This is a genomic window from Lysinibacillus sp. 54212 (assembly GCF_036662795.1).
Classification (GTDB): domain Bacteria; phylum Bacillota; class Bacilli; order Bacillales_A; family Planococcaceae; genus Lysinibacillus_B.
Window position 1 is genome coordinate 99043 of record NZ_JBAFWZ010000010.1, and the last position, 22566, is coordinate 121608.

The 22566-nt window shown below is 34.0% G+C and carries 17 protein-coding genes and 1 pseudogene; 15 read left to right on the top strand and 3 right to left on the bottom strand.

Annotation, left to right across the window (positions count from 1 at the left end):
- Positions 1–275 precede the first annotated feature (275 nt).
- Positions 276–2066 (top strand): NACHT domain-containing protein, encoded by a 1791-nt coding sequence (locus tag V4T18_RS09295; RefSeq protein WP_332648923.1) that lies wholly within the window; start codon positions 276–278, stop codon positions 2064–2066.
- Positions 2067–2373: 307 nt separating this feature from the next.
- Positions 2374–4176: a DUF262 domain-containing protein gene (locus tag V4T18_RS09300; protein WP_332648924.1), complete on the top strand. Its 1803-nt coding sequence runs from the start codon at positions 2374–2376 to the stop codon at positions 4174–4176.
- Positions 4177–4429: 253 nt separating this feature from the next.
- Here the strand turns inward: V4T18_RS09300 and V4T18_RS09305 are convergent, their stop codons facing one another.
- A complete protein-coding gene (locus V4T18_RS09305) occupies positions 4430–4783 on the bottom strand; it encodes a helix-turn-helix domain-containing protein (protein WP_332648925.1) in 354 nt (117 codons plus the stop codon).
- Positions 4784–5237: 454 nt separating this feature from the next.
- Here V4T18_RS09305 and V4T18_RS09310 point away from each other — a divergent pair, with 454 nt between their 5' ends.
- The 13 genes and pseudogenes from V4T18_RS09310 (at position 5238) to V4T18_RS09370 (ending at position 20240) form a co-directional block, all read left to right on the top strand.
- The gene (locus V4T18_RS09310) at positions 5238–5411 is read left to right on the top strand and encodes a hypothetical protein (RefSeq protein WP_332648926.1); all 174 of its coding nucleotides are present in this window, start codon (positions 5238–5240) and stop codon (positions 5409–5411) included.
- An 83-nt stretch (positions 5412–5494) separates the two neighbouring features.
- A pseudogene (locus V4T18_RS09315) lies at positions 5495–6316 on the top strand (carboxypeptidase M32); the annotation flags it as partial.
- A 376-nt stretch (positions 6317–6692) separates the two neighbouring features.
- Positions 6693–7199 (top strand): DUF4362 domain-containing protein, encoded by a 507-nt coding sequence (locus V4T18_RS09320; protein ID WP_332648927.1) that lies wholly within the window; start codon positions 6693–6695, stop codon positions 7197–7199.
- 712 nt (positions 7200–7911) lie between these two features.
- Complete coding sequence (locus V4T18_RS09325) at positions 7912–11031, top strand: BTAD domain-containing putative transcriptional regulator (RefSeq protein ID WP_332648928.1); 3120 nt, start codon at positions 7912–7914, stop codon at positions 11029–11031.
- A 182-nt stretch (positions 11032–11213) separates the two neighbouring features.
- A complete protein-coding gene (locus V4T18_RS09330) occupies positions 11214–12452 on the top strand; it encodes a substrate-binding domain-containing protein (RefSeq protein ID WP_332648929.1) in 1239 nt (412 codons plus the stop codon).
- Between the two features lie 252 nt (positions 12453–12704).
- Entirely contained in the window at positions 12705–13478 is a 774-nt protein-coding gene (locus tag V4T18_RS09335; RefSeq protein ID WP_332648930.1) for an ABC transporter ATP-binding protein, read from the top strand.
- Complete coding sequence (locus tag V4T18_RS09340) at positions 13456–14163, top strand: ABC transporter ATP-binding protein (RefSeq protein ID WP_332648931.1); 708 nt, start codon at positions 13456–13458, stop codon at positions 14161–14163. Before V4T18_RS09335 ends, V4T18_RS09340 begins: the two co-directional genes overlap by 23 nt.
- A gap of 12 nt (positions 14164–14175) precedes the next feature.
- Positions 14176–15039 carry a branched-chain amino acid ABC transporter permease gene (locus tag V4T18_RS09345; RefSeq protein ID WP_332648932.1) on the top strand — a complete coding sequence of 288 codons (864 nt, stop codon included), beginning with the start codon at positions 14176–14178 and terminating at the stop codon, positions 15037–15039.
- A gap of 4 nt (positions 15040–15043) precedes the next feature.
- Positions 15044–16087 carry a branched-chain amino acid ABC transporter permease gene (locus V4T18_RS09350; protein ID WP_442916922.1) on the top strand — a complete coding sequence of 348 codons (1044 nt, stop codon included), beginning with the start codon at positions 15044–15046 and terminating at the stop codon, positions 16085–16087.
- Positions 16084–17100, top strand: a complete 1017-nt coding sequence (locus V4T18_RS09355; protein WP_332648934.1) for a 3-oxoacyl-ACP synthase — start codon at positions 16084–16086, stop codon at positions 17098–17100. The genes V4T18_RS09350 and V4T18_RS09355 overlap by 4 nt, the downstream gene beginning before the upstream one ends.
- Positions 17093–17995 carry an intracellular short-chain-length polyhydroxyalkanoate depolymerase gene (gene phaZ, locus V4T18_RS09360; protein ID WP_332648935.1) on the top strand — a complete coding sequence of 301 codons (903 nt, stop codon included), beginning with the start codon at positions 17093–17095 and terminating at the stop codon, positions 17993–17995. The genes V4T18_RS09355 and phaZ overlap by 8 nt, the downstream gene beginning before the upstream one ends.
- Position 17996: 1 nt before the next feature.
- Positions 17997–18737 (top strand): 3-oxoacyl-ACP reductase FabG, encoded by a 741-nt coding sequence (fabG, locus tag V4T18_RS09365; RefSeq protein ID WP_332648936.1) that lies wholly within the window; start codon positions 17997–17999, stop codon positions 18735–18737.
- A 12-nt stretch (positions 18738–18749) separates the two neighbouring features.
- Positions 18750–20240 (top strand): AMP-binding protein, encoded by a 1491-nt coding sequence (locus tag V4T18_RS09370; protein ID WP_332648937.1) that lies wholly within the window; start codon positions 18750–18752, stop codon positions 20238–20240.
- A 146-nt stretch (positions 20241–20386) separates the two neighbouring features.
- Here the strand turns inward: V4T18_RS09370 and V4T18_RS09375 are convergent, their stop codons facing one another.
- Both V4T18_RS09375 and V4T18_RS09380 read right to left on the bottom strand, forming a co-directional pair.
- Complete coding sequence (locus tag V4T18_RS09375) at positions 20387–22057, bottom strand: b(o/a)3-type cytochrome-c oxidase subunit 1 (RefSeq protein ID WP_332648938.1); 1671 nt, start codon at positions 22055–22057, stop codon at positions 20387–20389.
- Entirely contained in the window at positions 22035–22535 is a 501-nt protein-coding gene (locus V4T18_RS09380; protein WP_332648939.1) for a cytochrome c oxidase subunit II, read from the bottom strand. The genes V4T18_RS09375 and V4T18_RS09380 overlap by 23 nt, the downstream gene beginning before the upstream one ends.
- Positions 22536–22566 lie beyond the last annotated feature (31 nt).

Sequence of the window (22566 nt, forward strand, 5' to 3'; positions counted from 1 at the left end):
ATTGTTGGGGAAACTTAACATTCGGTGGTGCTTTTTTCTATGGTTTTTATTTACCATTAAATTACAATAAAATAGATGCTATTAGTTTTCAGCTCAACTTTGGTTTTATGTTGAGATTAATTAGAAACTGATCTGTTATTTTGGATATGTAGAAAAAGGAGGATTATGTTGTGTCATACTCCTTATATAGTAATGTTAAATGGGGTAAATTGATGAATTATACTAAAATAAAAGTACCAAATGTGTTATTATATTACAAAAAAGGGTGGATTTAAATGAGTGATATTGAAGGACGTGTGGCAGCAGGTGTAATAACAGAATTGGTAAAACAGACTGTTACACCAATAAAACAATACGTTACAAATAAATGGGGTAAGTCTGCTTTAAAAAGTGAAATGGAACTAATTGATGCATATGAAAAATATTTGACTAAAAGCAAGGAAAAATATAGTAAAATAAAAACTTTGTTATATAAAAGAACACCTAAAGATTTATATTCATTTTATGAAGATTTAAATGTTCGATATGAAAACCAATTATTTGATACAAGTGATATACAAAATTTATTTTCTATCGGTGATAGACTTATTATTACGGGAACTGGTGGAATAGGGAAATCGACTATGATGAAGCATTTCTTTCAAAATAGTATAGATTCAAAATATTTAGTTCCTATATTGATAGAATTGAGAAATTTAAATGATAAGTATAATGCTGGTAAAGTTGATTTGTTAGATTATATCTATAAAAGTATTCAAAATTTTGATTTTGATACAGAAAAAGATTATTTAGAATATAGTTTGGAATCTGGAAAAAATCTAATATTATTTGACGGTTTAGATGAAGTAAAAAATGACATTTTAAATGACGTAATATTAGCTATACAAGAGTTTGGGGATAAATTTAATAAATGTCCTATCATACTTACTTCTAGACCTACTGATAATTTTATTGGCTGGAATAACTATATTGAAGTAACAGCATGCCCATTATCAAAAGAGCAAGCGTTGAGCCTTATAAATAAGTTAGACTTTGACATTGACATAAAGGATAATTTTTATAAAAATTTAGATGATAAATTATATAATAATTATGAGGACTTCGCTTCTATACCGTTACTATTAACAATAATGTTAATAACATATGATAACAATGCAGATATTCCTAACGAATTACATGAGTTTTATGAACAGGCATTTTCAGCCCTATTCCATACACATGATGCTTCAAAAAGCGGTTACAAAAGAGATATTGAAACTAAGTTAAGTTACGACAAATTTAAACGTGTTTTTTCGTATTTTTGTTTTCAATCTTTTTTAAATAGTGATTATTATTTTACTGAAGACAAAATGCTAACGTATTTAAGTAAATCGAAAGAAAAATTTGGAAATGAAACGGATTTTAATGAAATAAATTTATTGAATGATTTGACCAATTCTGTATGTATGTTAGTGAAAGATGGCTTAGAATATACGTTTTCACATAGGTCATTTCAAGAATATTTTGCAGCTATCTACACTGTAGATTTAGTAGATGAAATACAGCAAAAATTATTTAATGATATTATACAAGAGAAAATTGATTGTTTCGGAAGTAAATATATAGAAATTTTAGAGCAGCTTCAGTTTAAACGATTTAATAAAAATTTTATAATGCCTAAAGCAAAAATAATAAAAAATATGATAGATAAAGAAGATTATCTTGGATGCTTGAAATTTTTATTTGAAAGTGTAGAGTTGCAAGAAGACTATATGTCATTAAGTTTATCTAATTCAACAAATATTTTCATATTTGAAAAAGTTGTAAGATATCAAAATGTCGAAAGGGGAGACTGGAGAAAAGATATAATAAATAGTATGTATCTGAAAATTATTGAAAATTCGAATAGTGATATCGATATGAATAATATAAATTTCGAAACGTTTTATGAATTAGGGCTTTTAGAGGACTTAATGGAAAGCATCTATTTTATTGAAATGACGAAAGGATTTAGTGAATGGGTTGATAATATCGAAAATAGTGCAGAAAAAGAATTATCTACTGAAGAATTTTTAAGTATATTATGAGTGAATTTAATAACCTTTAAATATAATTATTACCTAGTTTCCGATTTTGAAAGCTCAATTAAAATAGTTGTTATTAGAATGCTTCTAAGATATCGGCGACGATTGAGTGGGGAGAGCAAAACCGCACTTATCTACATTATTGAGAGACAGCACCGTTAAACAAAATATGTAAGGTGCTGTTTTTATAATAATAAGAGATAGATTAGATTAACTATAAATTTCAAATCTGAAATAGAAAAAGTAAACGATGATATAATTTCTAAAAACTTATCATTATATAATTGTTAAATAAGAAAGGGAAGAAAAAATGAATTTTGAAGCAATGAGTGATAATATCCGAGGTTTATTTACAGCTACAAGAACATATAAAATTCCAAGATTTCAACGTGATTTTTCTTGGGATCAAAATAATTACAATGAATTTTTAAAAGATATGTTATCACAAATATCATTTGATCCCAATACTGCTAAATTTGAAACTTCTCAATATTTTTTGGGTAATATGTTGTTTTTAGGGGAAAAAGATAAAGATTTAGTTGAAGTTGTAGATGGTCAACAAAGATTAACTACAACTACAATTTTATTAGCAGCTTTAAGAAATTCATTGTATGATGTAAATGATTCGGCAAAATATAGTAGCAAGCAAAAAGCGGCAGCTCGTGATTATGCTGATACTATACAAAGTGAGTATTTAATTAAAAAAATTGATGGCTCTCCACAAAGGAAAGTACAAACGACTTCTAGTTATCCATACTTCACGCAAACTATTCAAGACTATCACACTAAAAATGGTGAAGTTGAGCCTGTTACAGAAGAAGAAGAGTTACTTAAAAAAACATTTGAGTTCTTTTTAAAAGAATTAAAAGAAGACGCCTTTTTAAGAAAAATTTCGGCAATGTATAAATATCAGTTTAAAACAGAAAATTATGTTGAAGCTTTAAAGTCGTTAAGAGATCAATTATTAAAGTCAGAAATAATCGATGTGTTTGTTTCAGAAAAAGAACAAGCTAATAAAATTTTTGAAAATATAAATTCTAAAGGTAAGCCGCTTTCACAAGTAGATTTAATAAAAAATTCTATTTTTAGCAGAATTGGTATTACAAATGGTGGAGTTGATGAAATATCAAATACATGGAATAATTTTAAGCAACAAATTGTAGATTTAGATACTACTTTCAATGAATTTTTCCTGCATTATTGGAAGGCTGCATATCCAGAAGATAGTGCAAATGGAAATAATTTATACAAAAAGTTTCTTAAAAGATTTGGTGCAAGTACAGATCTAGACCTTGAAAATTTTATTAAAGAACTGAAGCAAGGGCTAGAATTTTACAAAACAATTGTATCACCCGATAAAAATAAATTTACGAGAAAAGAGTTAAAAGCAGAATTAGAATATTTAGTAGCGATTAATAGATTTAAAGGCGTACAGGTACGACCAGTTTTACTCTCTTTATATATCACTAATGCTAAACTAGGTAATAAGAAATTACCTCAAAAGGAAAAAACTTCATTCTTGCAGTTTTTAAGTAATTTTCATTTTGCGGCATTTGGAACAGAGTTGAAAATTAGGTCTAATAAAGCTACAATGCCGTATAAAAACTTTTCACTAAATGTTTCTAATGCTAAGACAAAAAATGAAATTAAATCAGCAATTTTGGAATTAAAAGAAGAGTTATTAAAGCTTATTAACAAAGAAAATTTTATTAAAGCATTTGAGTCTTTAGAATTTTCTAAGGAAAAAGCTAGGAGCGGTTTAGAAGCCTTTCCTGCTTCCTATGCTATTAAACAAGTAGCTAATTTGATGGAAAATAGAACATATGATGATGATGAATATTCTATAGAGCATATTTTAGATGAATCGTTAGGTAATACCGAAAATATTGGTAATTTAATAGTACTTGAAGAAAAATATAACAAAGAAGTAAATGAAGTGAAAAAACGAAACAAAGGTATAATATCATTTGAACAAAAGAAATTAATATATTTACAGAGTAAATATATTTTAGTTCATATATTATGCGAAAATTATACTAAGTTTGATAGAGAGGATGTTTCTAAAAGGGCTAATGAATTAGCAAATTCTTTTTGGGATTCATTTTTCATATAGAGAAAATCTTCTTCGCGCATATACTCTAATCATTTATTCACTAGAGAAAGAATAAATTTGTCAAGTCTCATTAGTAATGTAATTGAAAATAAAAATTTGAATATAATATGAAATTTAGAATAAATAATTAAAGCAGCTTGTGAGTAAAATTCACAAGCTGCTTTTTAATTATGCTTAAATCGTCCAAAAATTGCATTAGTGATGGAATTAATCTATAAATTGGTAAATTTACTGTGAAAATTTGATGGTTTATCTAATTGTGTTTGTCCCTGATTATTTCCCATATCGTTTTTAGTTTGCGAAGGTCTTTTTCTGTATATTGGGGAAGTTCATTATACCATAATTGAAGTTCTGGATCATGAATATTAGCAGCAATATAATTTTTATTATATGTAGATTCCAAGATGTCTGTCCTGCCAAGTAGGTAATCGGTGCTAACTTTAAAATAATCAGCAATAGACTGTAATGTGTCGTAATCAGGTTTTCTATCATCAGATTCATACCTAGATAATACAGTACTCGAAACACCAATTTGCTTAGCAAAATCTTTTTGAGAAATATATTTTTTTTCACGCAAATATTTAATTCGATTACCTAAAGAACCCATATAATCACCACTTATTAAAGTAATTTATTAATTAAATGTTAGCATTTACTTCTATTTTAGGTTCTTTTATTACCGAAAAGGTAAAAATATATTTACATTACCATTACGGTAATATATACTGTGTATAGGTAATATTTATTTTGGTATCTTTTATATAGAAAAGAAGGAACATAGACAGATGTTAATGCAAATCCTGCTAAAGAATATGATGTTAAAGGGACAACTATTTGAATTTATGAGTAATAGGGAATCAGAAATTTATATCAAATTCATGCCTTATGTGGATAAGATTTATTCTACAATCTTTTTGAAGGAAACAAGTAATGCATATACATATTTCCCTACGATTCACTTGACGATTTCAGAGTAAGCAACAACGAGAGACATTATAGCGAGGATCATGATTGCAATTACTTGTTCGTTACTTATGAGCGAAGTAAGGGGGTTGAAGGGGTTGAGTGAGAAGAAGGATGAGCAAGTGGAGAGAGATGTAAATATATTGGATAGAAAAATAAACATGGAAGAGCTTTTGAAATTCGATGAATCAAATGGAATTGTAACGAGAAGAAATGAACCTAACATGAGATTGATGGCAATTGCTTGGATAAATTTAATGAATCAATCTTAAAATAATATAACCTACTTAAAACACTGGTGTTATTGCATTCAGTGTTATTTTAAGTGCATTTAATTTCGTATACTCTAAAGTATTTAGATGAAACAGTTCATCCGTTCATGATTGGTTTAAACAGTGGTGATATTCGAGTTACTACGAAGTATGATGAAAACGACTTCCGCTCTGCTGTATTCGGCACGATTCATGAGTGTGGGCACGCACTTTATGAGCAAAATATCGATCCAGAATTAAACGGGTTACCTTTATCAACAGGTACATCGATGGGCATCCATGAGTCACAATCACTGTTTTATGAAAACTTTGTTGGACGAAACGAGCAGTTTTGGGCACATAACTTTAATATATTACAGGAGCATTCACCAGAGCAGTTCGGCAATGTAGCAGTAGAGGATTTCCTAAAGGCGATTAATTTCGTAGAGCCATCTTTTATTCGTATTGAAGCAGATGAGTTAACATACCCACTGCATATCATGATCCGCTATGAAATTGAACGTGAGCTGTTTGATGGAGATTTACAAGCAGAAGATTTACCACAAGTATGGAATGATAAATACGAGCAGTATTTAGGCATTCGTCCTGCTAATGATGCACAAGGGGTACTCCAAGATACACACTGGAGCGGTGGTAGCTTTGGTTACTTCCCATCTTATGCTCTAGGCTACATGTATGCTGCACAGTGGAAGGCAGCTATGGATAAGGATATTCCGAACTTTGACGAGCTTTGTGCACGTGGTGAGCTTGCGCCAATTCGTGAATGGTTAACGGAAAAGGTGCATAAATATGGTGCTTTAAAGAAACCGTTCCAGCTATTGCAAGAGGGGACTGGTGAAGGCTTAAACGCAAAGTATTTAGCGGATTATTTAAAAGAAAAGTATACGAAATTGTACCAGTTATAATAGAAAAAATTATGAAGAATGCACTGCTAATTGTTGAGGGAACTTAACTTTTGGCAGTGCTTTTTTATGTCGAATGTATTAAGTAAAAACCCCTCTAGTCTGCTATTTAGTGAAAAGTGATACTAACTTTATGGTTAATTCAAAGTGTGTTGCTAATAGTTATTTTTATATTTGTACTTATTCAACAATCGGGCCATTTAATTGAATAACACTTATCAATTAAAAATGGGACTTTATGTTAATATTGGTGTGAGTTTGTGAAACAATGTACTTAAGCTAATGGGGCAGATTAGTTGTAGAAGAATTTAGTTTCACTAAAATAAAGATTCATTAGCAAACATATATTTATTGAGACTCTTTAAAGGAGGATTTGTTAATGGATAAAAGTAAATTTATCACAATTGGAATTTTAATTTTTGTAGTTGGATTAACGTTATTTTTTATTCCGAAGGCTATTTTTAATTATCAAATAGATAATTTCGGAACAAAACTTACAAATCAAGTTCCAAAATTGTATAGCCAAAATGAAGCTATGGAAAATGGAGATATTACACCGAGTAATATTACTTCAGAACAACTAGAAAAGATTAACCAATTTATAGAAAATGTAAAAAATAAAAAACCAGATTTTATTAGATTTGTTCAATTCACATCTAAAGATGAAACTGAAACGGTAATCACTGAATATCAATTTAATGGGAAACTAATTTATTATCGTTATGACAGCACAAGAGATACAAGTGGACAACACGTTGTAATTAATGAAGATGGAAAACAATCTGCAATTGTGGAAGACTACTGCAAAAAAATTGAAAAGAAAATAAAACCGTGGAAAGGGACATTTATTACAAAATGTATTGTTAGTGAATATTTGGAATTTTAAGATATTGGAAATGGTTATATCCAAAGGAAGATAATATATGTTTCTTCGAACGGGTGCTTTACTTGAACAATCATTTTTCCTTTTAGAGTAACATATCTTTTTATAAAGGTTTCATTGAAGAAGAGGAAAATTGTTTTTGTTGGCATAGGTTCATTATTAATTATTTGTGGAATTAGTAGTTTAAGAGATGATGAAGATAATTAATTTTAAAATGAATAGATTATTCGAATTCTGAGAAAAATAACGTTCCCGAATGAAAGTTTAGGGGAGACAATAAAACACTTAAAACATCGTTATATTAATGTTTTAAGTGTTTTTTCTTAATTTCATCCATATACAATTTTTTATGCACAATTCATTTAAGCTATAGAGGAAATGGTGAAGGCTTAAACACCAAATATTTAGCGGATTATTTAAAAGAAAAGTATACAAAGCTGTATCAACTATAGTAGATGACGCTCACATTTTGTGGGCGTCTTTCTTGTTAATTAGAGAATAATTAGGTTTGCATTGTGGATAATCAGGGAAAAGGAATAAACTACTTCTAGGTATTCGAACCTGCTGCTTTTAGGACTTGTTCTGCGTTTCTGTATATTGCATAACGAGTTGTGATATTCATATACTTAAGTAAGAAACTTTTATACATACTTTATATTTTATGGGTATTTTACAGAATATACGTAGTACTTGAAAAATTAGAGGGGGAGATAAATTGGATATTTTATTTTCTAAAATAGTAGCGCCTAATCCTTCAGTACACTATATGCGAAAATCATCAATAATGAAAAAATTAAAGAAAAGTAAAATGTCTACACTTATTTTGCTACATAGTGGTCCAGGATATGGAAAGAGTTCTTCGCTAGCGCAATATTTTGCAGATGAAAACTTATCATTTAGTTGGTATCAAGTAACTGAAAACGATGATAGTATTGTGCCATTTTTAAAATATTTATATGAAAGTATTAAAACAATTTATACCGATTTTGAATTGCTAGACTCCTCATGGGATCAAGTGACAACCTATCCCAAAATAGAGCATTTAAATAAATTATTCACATTGTTTTGTAATGCATTCGCTCAAATTCAACAAGAAATGTTTATTGTCATCGATGATTTTCATGTTGTACATCATGTGTTTCAAATCAATTATGTACTCGACCATATGATCAAATTTGCACCACCAAATGTGCATTTTATTATAGCAACTCGGACATATCCTACATGGGAATGTCTACATCATTTGAAAAATAAGCGTTTACTGACGATTATTTCGGAAGAAGATTTTGTTTTCACAACTGATGAGATTGGAGTTCTATTTGAGGATTTTTATGAATCAATCTTAACTGAGCATGAAGTGAACCGAATTTTTGACATAACAGAAGGTTGGGTAATGGCTGTCATCCTTCTTGCTATTCAAGTTGAAAACCAACGATATCCGTTTGATTTTTCAAAAATTACATTGCAAGATTTTGATGAATATTTGTCATATGAGTTATTTCAGCATTTAGATGTAAACTATCAACAATCATTGTTTAAATTCAGTTTATTTGATACATTTTCTGCTGAAATTATTCAGGATATCTTTGGAGAACATGAAGTTGAGCGACTCGACTATATTTTAAATCATTACGCATTTATACAAACGCTGTCCAACAATAAGGAGTATCGGTTTCACAGCTTAATGAAACAGTTTTTAGTGCAACAATATGAAAAATTAAATCCACAAGATATTGCGTATATGCATAAAAAAATAGCTATGTACTATATTGAAAATCAAAATATTATCCAAGCGTTTTATCATATTAGCCAAACAAATGACGAACCATTTATTTGTGAAATGTTCATTCAATATGCCGATTACTTTATGCAAGTCGGACATTATAAATGGTTATTAGAACAAATCAAAAAATGTTCATTTGAAATGCGCGAAAAATTTTATCCACTTTACTATATTGAAGGGGAATGCTTACGGATTGGTGCTTTTTATAAAAAGGCGAGTACTGCATTTAATACATGTATTGAAAAGGCAGCACCTCATCATGACTTACTTTCTATCGTCCGTTCTAAAGTAGGTCTGGGCAAAATATATGTAGATACTTTGCAGCCCTCTATAGCAAAAGATTATTTACAGGAAGCATTGGCATTATCAGCGAAATGTCAGATGCCTACAAAAGAATATATTCAGTTGAATCTTCAATACGTAGAAAATTTAGTGAATATTGGACAAGCCTATAAAGGTATTCACTATTGGCAGCAATTAAATTTAGATAATGATTTATTACATTCTGGAAATATAGATATTCGTATGTATTTAAGACAGGGGGCGTTGCATAAGGCGAAACTTCTTGCTGAGTCAAGGTTGTTTGAACAGCAAAGCGTAACCGTTGCTCATCGTGAGACGGATGCAATATTGTCATTGATTTATGCAATGATGGGGAATAGAGTGCGTGCTAAGGAAAGTGCCTTTAGAGGTCTGCAAAACAGTATAGCCACTTATGAAGCATTTAACATAGCCGTTGCCCATATTCGTAACGGTCATGCAGAGCTGCTATTAAATCCATATGATTCATCAGAAGCCATTGTTCATTATGAATTAGCGGTACAGCAAATGGAGAAGATACAAGTTAAACGCATCAAGGCGGAGTGTTATGTCGGATTAGCGATAGCATATGGACGGAAGGGTAACGTAATAGAAGCTAAGGGCTACGCGCTTTCAGGTTTAAAAGTTACTGAAAAGGTGGAAGATCGTTGGGTAACAGGGTTATTAAAATTAGCCTTACTTATTGTATATGTAGAAAACGAATTGATCTATGAAGCAACACAAATGGCCAAGGAAACACAAATTATTTTTGAAGAAGTAAAGGATTTTTATTGCCTTATGATCACGTATTTCTGGACGATGCATTTGGCAATGAAGATGAATGATATACAAAAATATAAGAAGTATAAGAGGCTATTTGAATCGATCTTGAATCAACATGGTTATCATTTCTTTTTAAAAAAAATTACGTTATTTGGTCCAAGGGATTTGGTGGAAAAGCAAAAAGTACTTGATTTTAATATGGTAAATTATAAACCTGCTATTTATATAAAGCTTTTTGGGCCAACGTTATTTTCTAGAAATTGGAAAATCGAGCATAAAGTATGGCAACGAGAAAAAGCAAAGGAGTTATTTATTTACCTTTACTTAAATCGAAATCGTTATTGTTCGAAGGAAGAATTGACGGCTCTGTTATTTCCAAATAGTACAGAAGAAGTGGCTGTAAGAGATTTTAAAGTTGCGTATAATGCATTACTAAAAGTATTAGAGCCTAATAGAAGTGCAAGGGAAGAACCCTTTTATATTGAACGTAAGCAATCCATGTATCGTATTTGTCAAATGCCTTATATTGTGAGTGACATTGAATATTTTGAACAACTCATTTCTTTAGCAAAAAAGAACAATCATCAGTCACTTCAAAAGCAATGGCTATTAAAGGCATTACAGCAATACACAGGTGATTTATATGAGGATAGTACAAATATTGATTGGATTCAGCAAGAGAGGGAACGGTATAAAATACTATATTTAAACACATTACAGCAGCTGGCACAAATTTATTTGGAGGAACAAAATTTTGACCAATGTTTGCAGGCATGTGAAAAAATCGTATTAAAAGAGCCTACTTGGGAAGAAGCCTATCGACTTATGATGTGGTGTCATTTCTACTTGGAAAATAAAGTGCAAGTCCAAAGAACGTATGACCGGTGTGAAAGGGTGCTTTTAGAAGAATGTGATATGGAACCAATGACATCGACAATAGAAATTTTTGAAAAGTTAATAAAAATCTGAAGGCACTGGAGGCTGCCTCTAAATCCATGAACAAATGGCTTTAGAGGTGGCCTTTATTATAATTTTCTTTTACTTGATAGGACATCTCGGGAGTTTTTTGTAACTCATTTGTAACTACAAATAAGTAAGATGATATCAAGGCGAAATGAAAGCGCTTTAAATAATGCGGAGGGGGAATAAGAATGAAGAAAGTATGGTCGCTCTTATTTTTATGTTTGTTCATGGTAGTGTTAGTCGCTTGTTCCGATAATGATAGTGAAAAAAACTCCAATTCAAGTGATAGCAATGAGAGTAAAAATACTTCAGAGGCTGGTGATACGATTAAGCTTGGAGTACTTGCCTCTTTAACTGGTGCATTAGAATCATATGGCAAACAAACACAGCGCGGTTTTGAGCTTGGTTTAGAATATGCGACAAACGGTACGCTTGAAGTTGAAGGCAAAAAAATTGAAGTGGTATGGGAAGATACAGAAACGAAACCAGAAGTCGCTGTGCAGAAAGCAACAAAATTATTAGAGGATGACGGTGTAGATTTTTTAGTTGGTTCTTCTAGTTCTGGCGATACACTCGCTGTATTACCACTTGCGGAAGAATACGAAAAAATTATGATCGTAGAGCCTGCAGTAGCAGATAGTATTACAGGTTCAGAGTTTAATCAGTATATTTTCCGTACGGCTCGTAATTCTTCTCAAGATGCATATGCAGCTGCTGCGGCAATTTCAGGTGAAGGCGTGAAAATTGCTACTTTTGCACCTGATTACTCATTTGGATGGGATGGTGTATCGGCATTCAAAACAGCTGCTGAAAAACTTGGTGCTGAAATTGTATTAGAAGAATTTGCTGATCCCGCTGCTACTGACTTTACATCAAATATCCAAAAAATTATTGATGCAAAACCTGATTACTTATTCGTTGTGTGGGCGGGTGCAAATTCACCATGGCAACAAATTTCAGATATGAAGGTACAAGATAAAGGCATTAAAATATCGACAGGTGCTCCAGATATTATTGCATTAAAAATGATGGGATCATTAGTTGGTATGGAAGGGTTTAGTGTGTATTATCATACACTTCCTAATAATGAAATAAATAATTGGTTAGTAGAAGAACATAAAAAACGCTATAACAATGAAGTACCTGATTTATTTACACCGGGAGGCTTTTCAGCAGCTGTAGCTATTGTAGAGGCTTTAAAGCAATCGGGTGGAGATGCAGATGGCAATACGTTAATTCCTATAATGGAAGGGATGTCCTTTGAAACACCAAAGGGCACGATGACTTTCCGTAAAGAAGACCACCAAGCATTACAAACAATGTATTCAGTCAAGCTAGAGAAGGTAGAAGGCGTTGATTATCCAGTACCTGTTTTGATTCGTGAGCTTTCTCCAGAAGAAACAGAACCCCCAATTATGAATAAATAGATGAAGTAGACAGACCGCAAATTAGCGGTCTGACTCTCTTATCCTTTTTAAATATTGGGTTGATGAGGTAGAAGCTATTAAATTTTAAGAAAATTGTTTCTTTCCACATATAATAAATCCTTTTTAGAACAAGGTGCCAAGCTATAGAAACGGAAGCTAAGTGACCTTTATTTATAAAATAAATTGAGTATTTTGCTTTTTTTCGAGTAATGAATAGCAACATTAAGACGGTTAGATTTAAGGAGGAGGAAAATGGAGTCCATAATAAAAACATCTCATTTAGGTATACAGTTTGGAGGGCATAAGGCTGTTGACGATGTGACGATTGACATTCCTGAAAAGCATTTTAAATCTATTATTGGACCAAATGGTGCTGGTAAAACAACATTTTTTAATTTGATTAGCGGTGAGCTACGAGCAACTACCGGTGAAGTATATTACAAAAACCAAAACATTTCCAAGCTTTCACCAGTGGAAAGAACCAGGTTAGGGCTCGGGCGTTCTTTTCAAATTACAAATGTATTTCCTAATTTAACCGTATTGGAAAATGTGAGGTTAGCGGTTCAATCAAGAGAAAAGGTACGGTTTCATATATTTAAACATTTTACCTCCTATAAAAAAATGATAGAAGATGCAACAAGCATTCTCGATCAGGTCATGCTGGCAAATAAGTTACATATGCCCGCAAGTCAATTATCACATGGTGAAAAGAGAAAGCTAGAAATTGCCATGCTATTAGCTTTAGATACGGAAGTGCTGTTATTAGATGAGCCAACTGCAGGTATGTCATTAGAGGAAGTGCCAGCGATATTAGATGTGATTCGCACGATTAAGCAAAGTGGTGAAAAAACGATTCTATTAATAGAACATAAGATGGATATGATTTTAGACTTATCGGATTCCATTATGGTGCTATTTAATGGACGCTTACTAGCAGATGGAACACCGCAGGAAATTATGAATAATGAAACAGTCCAAAATGCGTATTTAGGAGGGCTCTACGATGAACAGCTTACTTCGTCTTGAAAATGTACACACACATATTGGGCAATATCATATTTTGCAAGGGATCAATCTTCAAATTATAGCGAATGAAGTAAATGTGCTGTTAGGACGAAATGGTGCAGGCAAAACAACTACACTCAAAACCATTATGGGCTTAACACCAGCCTCCAAAGGGACTATTCATTTCCATGAATCAAATATTACCAAAAAAAAGACGTTTGAAATTGCCAATATGGGCATCGGCTATGTACCTGAAGATCAAGGGATTTTTAGCGACTTAACCGTAGAGGAAAATTTGCGTGTTGCGATGCGAAAGGAAAATGACAAAACACTCCAAAAGCAAGACTATGTACTTGAACTTTTTCCGGATTTAAAAAAATTTTGGAAAAAGGCTGGAGGTAAACTTTCTGGTGGGCAAAAACAAATGCTAGCGATGGCGCGTGCTTTTGTAAATGATAGTGAAATGCTGCTAATTGATGAACCTTCAAAAGGATTAGCACCGATTGTCGTAGAGAAAGTAATGGAAGCTATAAATGAAATGAAGAAATCGACAACGATTGTTCTTGTTGAACAAAATTTTTTAATGGCAAGCGGAATCGGTGATTATTACACGATTATAGACGATGGTGAGACAGTTCAATCTGGAGAGATGAAGGAGTTAATTGAGGATGAGCAATTAAAACGAAAATACTTAGGTATTGGCTAGGGGGGATGGAAAATGGAGCTAATCATTAGCTTAATTATTAATGGTCTAGCCACAGGGATGTTAATCTTCTTGTTAGCTGCTGGGGTAACTTTAATTTTTGGTCTAATGGATGTACTTAACTTCGCACACGGTGGCTTATTCGTTTGGGGAGCTTACACGGGCATATTTGCTTATGTAGCTACAGATAGCTTTATTATCGGAATAGTGATAGCACTCTTAACAGGTGCGGTACTGGGACTGATTACGGAAAAATTGATTATCACACCCGTATATGGAAATCACATTCAACAAATTTTAATTACACTAGGACTAATGATTGTTTTATCCGAAAGTATAAAGGTAGTATTTGGCCCTAATGGAATCCCTGTTAGTGTACCGCCATTGCTAGCAGGTAGCTGGGAAGTAGGCAATATTATCATTATTAAATATCGTATTTTCATTATCGTAATTGGCTTTATTATTTACGGTATATTCCATTATATTTTGACAAAAACAAAGATCGGTTTAATTGTCCGAGCGGGCGTTATGAATAAGGAAATGGTGCAGGCATTAGGAATCAATATTAAACGCGTATTTTTATATGTTTTTATGGTAGGTGCAGCACTGGCGGCACTTGGCGGAGTGTTAATGGCGCCATATTCCGGTGTTATTTATGCGGAAATGGGTATGGAATATGCGATTTTAGGCTTTATCGTTGTGGTAATCGGCGGCATGGGCAGTTATTCAGGTACATTATTAGCGGCGATTTTAGTTGGTTTGGCAGGCAGTTTTATGGCCTATTATGTGCCGTATTTATCGCTAGCAGTCAATATGATTATTATGGTTATTGTGCTTGTTTTCCGTCCTCAAGGCTTATTTACGGTAGCGAAGGGGTGAGATGATGAAAAAAAAATCGCCGTTTACAACCTCTAATGTTGTTCTTTCTTTAATAGCCATTGCACTTATTATTATACCGTTCGTTTCTGACTCGAGAACAATGCTTATTTTGCTTACTCAAATTTTTATTTTTGGTATTTTGGCGATGAGTTATGACTTATTATTAGGGTTTACTGGCATTGTGTCATTTGGGCACGCAATGTTTTTCGGGCTGGGTGCCTATAGTACAGCGATAATACTTAATATGTATGAAAATACAATGCTTATTTTTATTGCTTCTATCGTAGTAGGGATGGTTCTATCAGCTTTTTTAAGTTTTTTTGTAGGGCTATTAACGTTACGTTTAAAAAGTCATTATTATGCGATGTTAACACTTGCCATTTCAGGGCTTATATTAGTGGTAGTGGAAAAATGGCGTACGGTGACAAAAGGGAATGACGGCTTCACTTTCCGCGCACCAGATATTTTTCGAGATCGTATGATGTTTTATTTATTTGTATTAGCTTGTTTAATTATTACCTTTATCATTTGTAAGCGATTTGTAAGTGCCCCGCTTGGACGAGTTTTAATAGCAGTCAGGGAAAATGAACAACGTACTGCCTCATTGGGATATAAAACATTACATTATAAAGTGATTGCCTCTGTTTTGGCAGGTATAATAGCAAGCATTTCTGGTTCGTTATACGCAGTGTCATTACGGTTTGTGAATACGAGTGTGATGTCGATGGATATTACATTAGATGCGCTCCTTATGACGATTATTGGTGGAGTAGGTACGTTAGTCGGGCCTTTAATCGGGGCGACTGTTATTGAATTTGCGCAACATTATTTATCAGGCTTGGCTAGAGATTATCCTATTTTTGAGCGGTGGATTATTATTTTTGGGATTATTTATATTTTAGCTGTTATCTTTTTCCCAAGAGGAATTGTCGGAACTTTCATGCAAAAGTATGGGGAATGGAAAATGAAAAGAACTGTTAATATGCTCACCCCACCTTCTAGTAATATTCATTCATTTGCTGAGGATGAAAGAGGTGAAGTTAAATGAACATCGGAATTTTATCAACAGGAGTTTATTTGCCCGACTTACGATTGACAGCAGAAGAAATTAGTGCACAGTCCAATATTCCGGTTGACGTTATACAAACGAAGATGGGATTGCTTGAAAAGCCGATTCCTGCAGAACATGATCATACAGTACAAATGGGGATTTGGGCAGCTCAAAAGGCAATGTCGAAAGCAAGAATTGATCCGAAGCTAATTGATGTCATTATTTATATTGGGGAAGAACACAAAGAATATCCACTTTGGACAGCGGCGATAAAAATGCAAGAAGAGCTTGGCGCTAGTAATGCTTGGGCATTTGACGTTCAATTACGCTGCGGAACGACGATTATGGCGATGAAAATAGCAAAAAGCTTAATGCTTGCAGATGATTCCATTCATAAGGTTCTATTAGCTGGTGGCTACCGAAATAGTGATTTTATTGACTATCAAAATGAAAGAACACGCTTTATGTTTAATCTAGCTGCTGGTGGAGGAGCGATGATTCTTCAAAAAAATCTAAATGAAAATATAGTACTAGAATCTGAGATTATGACAGACGGGTCTTTTTCAGAAGATGTTGTCGTGCCTGTAGGTGGAACAAAGCGCCCGCTAACTGCAGAATTGCTTGCACAAGGAGCATATCGTTTAGATGTATTGGATCCTGAAGGGATGAAGATCCGTTTGGAGGAAAAATCACTTAATAATTTTATTAAAGTTATTCGTTCATCCCTAGCAAAAAGTGGCTATAGCGAACGAGATTTAAATTATATCGCAATTCTTCATATGAAAAGGTCTGCACATAATTATGTATTAAATAAACTGGGATTGTCTTCGGAGCAATCAATCTATTTAGAGCGATACGGGCATATAGGTCAGCTTGATCAAATTTTATCACTTGAATTAGCCCTTAATGAAAATAAAATTCAACAAGGGGATATTGTGACGTTAGTTAGTGCGGGAATCGGCTATGCATGGGGAGCGATTACAATCAAATGGGGGAAGGAACATGAATAGTATGGATACTTTAAAAGAAGTAGTATTATCGAATGGTGAAACGCTTACCTACCGTGAACGACCAGGTGGAGAACAATTAGTTATTCTCGTGCATGGAAATATGACATCCTCTCAACATTGGGATGTATTAATGGAGAATTTAAATAAGGAGTTTCATATTATTGCCCCTGATTTAAGGGGCTTTGGTGGCTCTAGTTATAATAAACGTATTACCCATATACGAGATTTTGCAAAGGATTTAAAGTTATTTGTGGATGCATTGTCACTAAAGGATTTTCACTTAGTTGGTTGGTCAACAGGCGGTATGGTGTGTATGCAATACTGTGCGTTGTATCCACAGGACTGCCAGAAGCTAGTACTACTAGCATCAGGTTCTACAAGGGGCTATCCATTTTACGGTATGACACCTGATGGGCAAATGGATTTGACAAAACGATTTACAACCTTACAAGAAATCGAACAAGACCCTTATAAAACAAAAGCGATACAACATTTATACGATACAAAAAACAAAGAGGGTCTTCAAGCAATATGGAATGCCTCTATCTATACACAGCACCAACCAGAAACGGATCAATATGAATTGTATTTAGAGGATATGCTCACACAGCGAAATTTAGCAGATGTTTATCATAGTTTAAATACGTTTAATATTAGTAGAATACATCATGAAGCCGGAAATGGGACAGGTGAAGTGCATGAGATTACACAACCAGTACTCGTAATATATGGTGACCGGGACTTTGTTATAGCAGAACAGATGACAAATGAAATTATTGAAGATTTTGTTGGTAAAGCAAAAGTGGTCAAAATCGAAAATTGCGGTCACTCACCATTAATAGATAACTTGGCGCAATTAACAAAGGAAATGGAAATATTCTTCTTGGAGGGGTAGTATGCGATTACAGGACAAAGTAGCAATTATTACAGGCGGTGTGAGCGGCATCGGATTAGCTGCAGTAAAGAAATTTGTAGAAGAGGGAGCCACGGTTGTTGTGGCTGATTTTAACGAAGCAGCTGGTAAAGAGCTAGAAGTAGCTTATGCAAAACATGAGAGACCTATTTTATATGTTCAAACAGATACATCTAATCGTGAGAGTGTGGATTTACTCGTTCAGAGGACAGTCGAGACGTATGGGAAAATTGATATTTTGGTGAATAATGCAGGGATTACAAAAGATGCTATGTTACACAAAATGACTGAGCAGCAATTTGATGATGTTATTAATATTAATTTAAAAGGCGTTTTTAATTGTACGCAATCTGTCATTTCACATATGTCGGCACAAGGTTACGGAAAAATTATTAATACTTCATCCGTCAGTGGAGTTTATGGAAATATTGGGCAAACGAATTATGCTGCATCGAAGGCAGCTCTTATTGGCATGACTAAGACATGGGCGAAGGAGTTAGGGAGAAAAGGTATAAATGTGAATGCCGTAGCACCAGGTTTTACATTAACACCAATGGTTCAAAAAATGCCTGAGGAGATTTTAGCTAAAATGGAATCAGTCGTATCCCTTCAACGTTTAGGTCAACCGGAAGACATTGCTAACGCTTATTTATTTTTAGCTTCTAATGAATCAGATTATATAAACGGTCATGTCCTTCATGTTGATGGGGGCATTATGATGTAAGGGGGGAGCTTAATGTATGATGAGCAACATTGGATTTTAAAGCGAGCACAACTAACCCCTCATAAAAAAGCCCTCATCGAAATTGAAACAAAGCGGTGTTGGACATATAATCAGCTAATTCAGGAAATAGAGAAGTGGCAGCATATTTTATGTGCACATCACATTCATGAAGGCGATCGTGTCTGCATGATTAGTGAAAATAATATAGATACATTTGCGATTTTATTTGCATGCGGATTACAAGGAGCGATTTTTGTACCGATTAATTGGCGCTTAAGCGAGCAAGAAATATTGTACATTGTAGAAGATTGTCAACCGAAACTTTGTATATATGACAATACATTTTCACGAATTGTAAACAAACTTTTGGTAGAGTATAAATGGTCTATTTGTGAGCAATTAGATGGAAAAGAGGCACGGTTGCATAACGGTTCATCATGGGCATCGACTACCCCTTGGCTCATTATTTATACAGGTGGAACGACAGGGCATCCGAAAGGGGCTGTGTTATCATTTGAATCAGTCAATTGGAATGCAATTAATACGATAATTAGCTGGAATTTAAATAACGAGGATTGCACGATTAATTATATGCCTCTATTTCACACGGGGGGACTCAATGCTTTAGCCATGCCGTTATTAATGGCAGGTGGGACAGTGATTGTCGGAAGTAAATTTAATGCGGAAATAGCCGCACGAGCGTTAAATGAATATCGTTCAACGATTTCATTATTTGTACCAACGATGTATCAGGAGCTTGTACAAACAGACTATTTTCAACAGTCAACTTTTCCATCAGTCAAAGTATTTTTATCAGGTGGTGCACCTTGTCCAAAAACAATTTACGAGGCTTTTCATCAAAAAGGACTATTATTTAAAGAAGGCTATGGATTAACTGAAGCTGGACCAAATAATTTTTATATTGATCCAATTCAAGCGATGAAAAAGCGTGGAGCTGTAGGGAAAAGTATGCAGTTTAACCAAATTCGTATTGTCAAAGAGGATGGTTCGTTATGTGGTATAGATGAGGTTGGAGAACTGCAATTAAGAGGCAAGCACTTATTTAAGGAGTATTGGCAAAATGAGCAGGAAACGAATGCATCCTTTAGTGAAGGCTGGTTTAAAACAGGAGATTTAGCAATAATGGATAAACAGCACGATGTCCATATAGTTGGTCGGAAAAAAGAGATGATTATTTCTGGTGGAGAAAATATTTATCCACAGGAGGTCGAACAATGTATTATTCAACATCCGAATGTGAAAGAAGTAGCTGTTATTGGCATACCCGATGCATACTGGGGTGAAATTGTCACAGCGTGTATTGTTTGCAACCAGGAAATCGATAATTTTGAAGCAGAAATTCGTGCAAGCTGTGTAAAACAGCTAGGAAAATATAAAATACCGAAGATAATATATCTATTTAATGAACTGCCAAGGACGACAATCGGTAAGATAGATAAAATGAAACTAAAACAGACTGTAATTTTAAAAGGAAGAGTTTAGTAGTGTAATGAGAAACAGGCTGGAACATAACTAGCTCCTATAACTGAAAAACGTGGAATCGTACTGTCGATTTCACGTTTTTTATTTCACCCCAAAAAAACTCCCCAGCTCGTTTTCCGAGAGGGGAGAGTATTAAAAAATTTAGTTTACCAGAGATTATTAAAGCCTTTAGAGCCTGGTGGGGATTGCGTAATAATCTCGTAAATCGGAATAGTATAAGCGAATAAGATTAACGCGAATAAAATAACGCCCCAAATTTTGAAGTTCTCTAAAATAGCAGGTGTTTTTTCTGCACCAGGTGCAACTTCAGCCACTGGGAATTCTTCCTCTCCCTTAGGCGCAAAGAATGCTAATTGAATGACCATATAAATAATGATAATAATCGCGATGAATAGAATTGTACCACCTATAGCTTGTGCAATTTGATACGGAACCCAATCATACGCAACTGAAGACTCACCGTAAGTCGAGTAATCAGATCTACGTGGTGCCCCTAATAATCCAGCAATATGCATAGCAGCTGACATTATTAACATACCAATACCCCAAAGAATACCGACAATATTTCCTAAGAAGTTTAATTGAGGTGTTAATACACGACCTGTTAAATGTGGGATTAACCAGAAAGCTACCCCAAAGAATGTTAGCACTACAGCTGTCGCTACCGTTAAGTGGAAGTGACCTGTTACCCAAATCGTATTGTGTACTAATTGGTTCATTTGATAAGATGCGTTGACAAGACCACCAGCACCACCAGGAATAAATGCTAGCATACCGATAAACGGTACTAGGAATCGGCTATCCTTCCAAGGTAACGCCTTAAACCAACCAAATAATCCTCGACCACCTAGTTCACGACCACGTAATTCAAACGTAGCGAACATAGAGAAGGCGGTCATTAATGATGGGATTACAACAAAGAACGTTAATACAACTTGTGTGAATTTCCAGAAGCCATCAATACCAGGCTCTGTTAACTGGTGATGAATTCCTACAGGGAACGAGAATAATAGGAATAAGATAAATGATAAGCGAGCTAATGAATCAGAGAAAATCTTTGCACCAATTACTTTTGGTACCACTACATACCAAGCCATATAAGCAGGTAATAACCAGAAGTATACTAGCGCATGCCCGAAATACCAGAACAGTGTACGCGTTAGTAATACATCAACACGTTCTACGATACCTAATGACCAAGGTAATAACATGAATAGAACTTCAACAGCTACACCTAACGTACATGTAATCCAAAGAATCGAGTTGACAACAGCCATAAATGTTAAAAGAGGTGAGATTGCACCGTTATTCTCTTTTTTCCATTGTCTATACTTCATAATTTGCATAATACATAGCAACCAAGATCCAACTACAACAAGGGTTAAGCCTAAATAGAAAATCCAGTGTGCTTGTAGTGGAGCATAGAATGTATAAAGAACTGTCGCCTCATTTAATAAAACCATTACAGCGGCTGCAGCTGTTCCAATGACCATTAACCAGAAGCCAATCCAGCCAATTTTACGCTGTGTATTTGTAAAAGTTCCTGCAGTACGACTAACTGCTGCGATTTGGAAGCCCATAATAAAGAATGTTGTTAGTATAAGACCTAAGAGGATTCCGTGAACAGTTAAAACCTGATAATAACTAATTTTAATTCCAGCTGGAAGGGTAAATTCACCAGAACGAACTAATACTTGTAGTAAACCTGCTAAGCCTCCAAGTAATAAAGCAATAAACGCAACATAGATATTTGCCATCGCCAAACTACCATCTTTACGATCAACGCGAGTAAAATTATTGACTATTTTCTGTTGCATTAGGGTCCACCACCTTTAAAGTTGAGTACATATTTGCATGCCCAATACCGCAATATTCATTACAAACAATTAAATATTCACCCGCTTGATTCATCTCTGTTACATATTCAGAAATGTAGCCAGGCTCTAGCATTAAGTTAATATTCGTTTGTGCAACCTCAAATCCGTGAATGACGTCTTTAGTAGTAGCGTAAAACTTTACAACTGACCCAAGAGGTACTTCAATCTCTATTGGGTTATAGTTAAAAGCAGAAGCAACTATGACGACCTCATAATCCCAATCCTTGCCTTCTACCTTGTGAACACCTGGATTGTCGAATGGTGCATGGTTATCTACATTTTCATAATCAATTATATTTCTAGCTTGGTTCGGGTGCGTACCGTTATGGAAAGCGCCGATTCCTAAAATAACTAGGAATGCAAATAGAGTTCCGACACCAAACACAAGCCACCACTTCTCGTACTTATGTAAGTGCATGTTGTTTCCTCCCTTACGAATCTAATTTGTC

Bases quoted from the DNA above. Each gene is read 5' to 3' on its own strand.
- fabG (WP_332648936.1), top strand. From the start codon at position 17,997: ATGCGATTACAGGACAAAGTAGCAATTATTACAGGCGGTGTGAGCGGC.
- V4T18_RS09295 (WP_332648923.1), top strand. From the start codon at position 276: ATGAGTGATATTGAAGGACGTGTGGCAGCAGGTGTAATAACAGAATTG.
- V4T18_RS09330 (WP_332648929.1), top strand. From the start codon at position 11,214: ATGAAGAAAGTATGGTCGCTCTTATTTTTATGTTTGTTCATGGTAGTG.
- V4T18_RS09305 (WP_332648925.1), bottom strand. From the start codon at position 4,783: ATGGGTTCTTTAGGTAATCGAATTAAATATTTGCGTGAAAAAAAATAT.
- V4T18_RS09370 (WP_332648937.1), top strand. From the start codon at position 18,750: ATGTATGATGAGCAACATTGGATTTTAAAGCGAGCACAACTAACCCCT.
- V4T18_RS09345 (WP_332648932.1), top strand. From the start codon at position 14,176: ATGGAGCTAATCATTAGCTTAATTATTAATGGTCTAGCCACAGGGATG.
- V4T18_RS09340 (WP_332648931.1), top strand. From the start codon at position 13,456: ATGAACAGCTTACTTCGTCTTGAAAATGTACACACACATATTGGGCAA.
- V4T18_RS09355 (WP_332648934.1), top strand. From the start codon at position 16,084: ATGAACATCGGAATTTTATCAACAGGAGTTTATTTGCCCGACTTACGA.
- V4T18_RS09300 (WP_332648924.1), top strand. From the start codon at position 2,374: ATGAATTTTGAAGCAATGAGTGATAATATCCGAGGTTTATTTACAGCT.
- V4T18_RS09320 (WP_332648927.1), top strand. From the start codon at position 6,693: ATGGATAAAAGTAAATTTATCACAATTGGAATTTTAATTTTTGTAGTT.
- V4T18_RS09380 (WP_332648939.1), bottom strand. From the start codon at position 22,535: ATGCACTTACATAAGTACGAGAAGTGGTGGCTTGTGTTTGGTGTCGGA.
- phaZ (WP_332648935.1), top strand. From the start codon at position 17,093: ATGAATAGTATGGATACTTTAAAAGAAGTAGTATTATCGAATGGTGAA.
- V4T18_RS09375 (WP_332648938.1), bottom strand. From the start codon at position 22,057: ATGCAACAGAAAATAGTCAATAATTTTACTCGCGTTGATCGTAAAGAT.
- V4T18_RS09335 (WP_332648930.1), top strand. From the start codon at position 12,705: ATGGAGTCCATAATAAAAACATCTCATTTAGGTATACAGTTTGGAGGG.
- V4T18_RS09350 (WP_442916922.1), top strand. From the start codon at position 15,044: ATGAAAAAAAAATCGCCGTTTACAACCTCTAATGTTGTTCTTTCTTTA.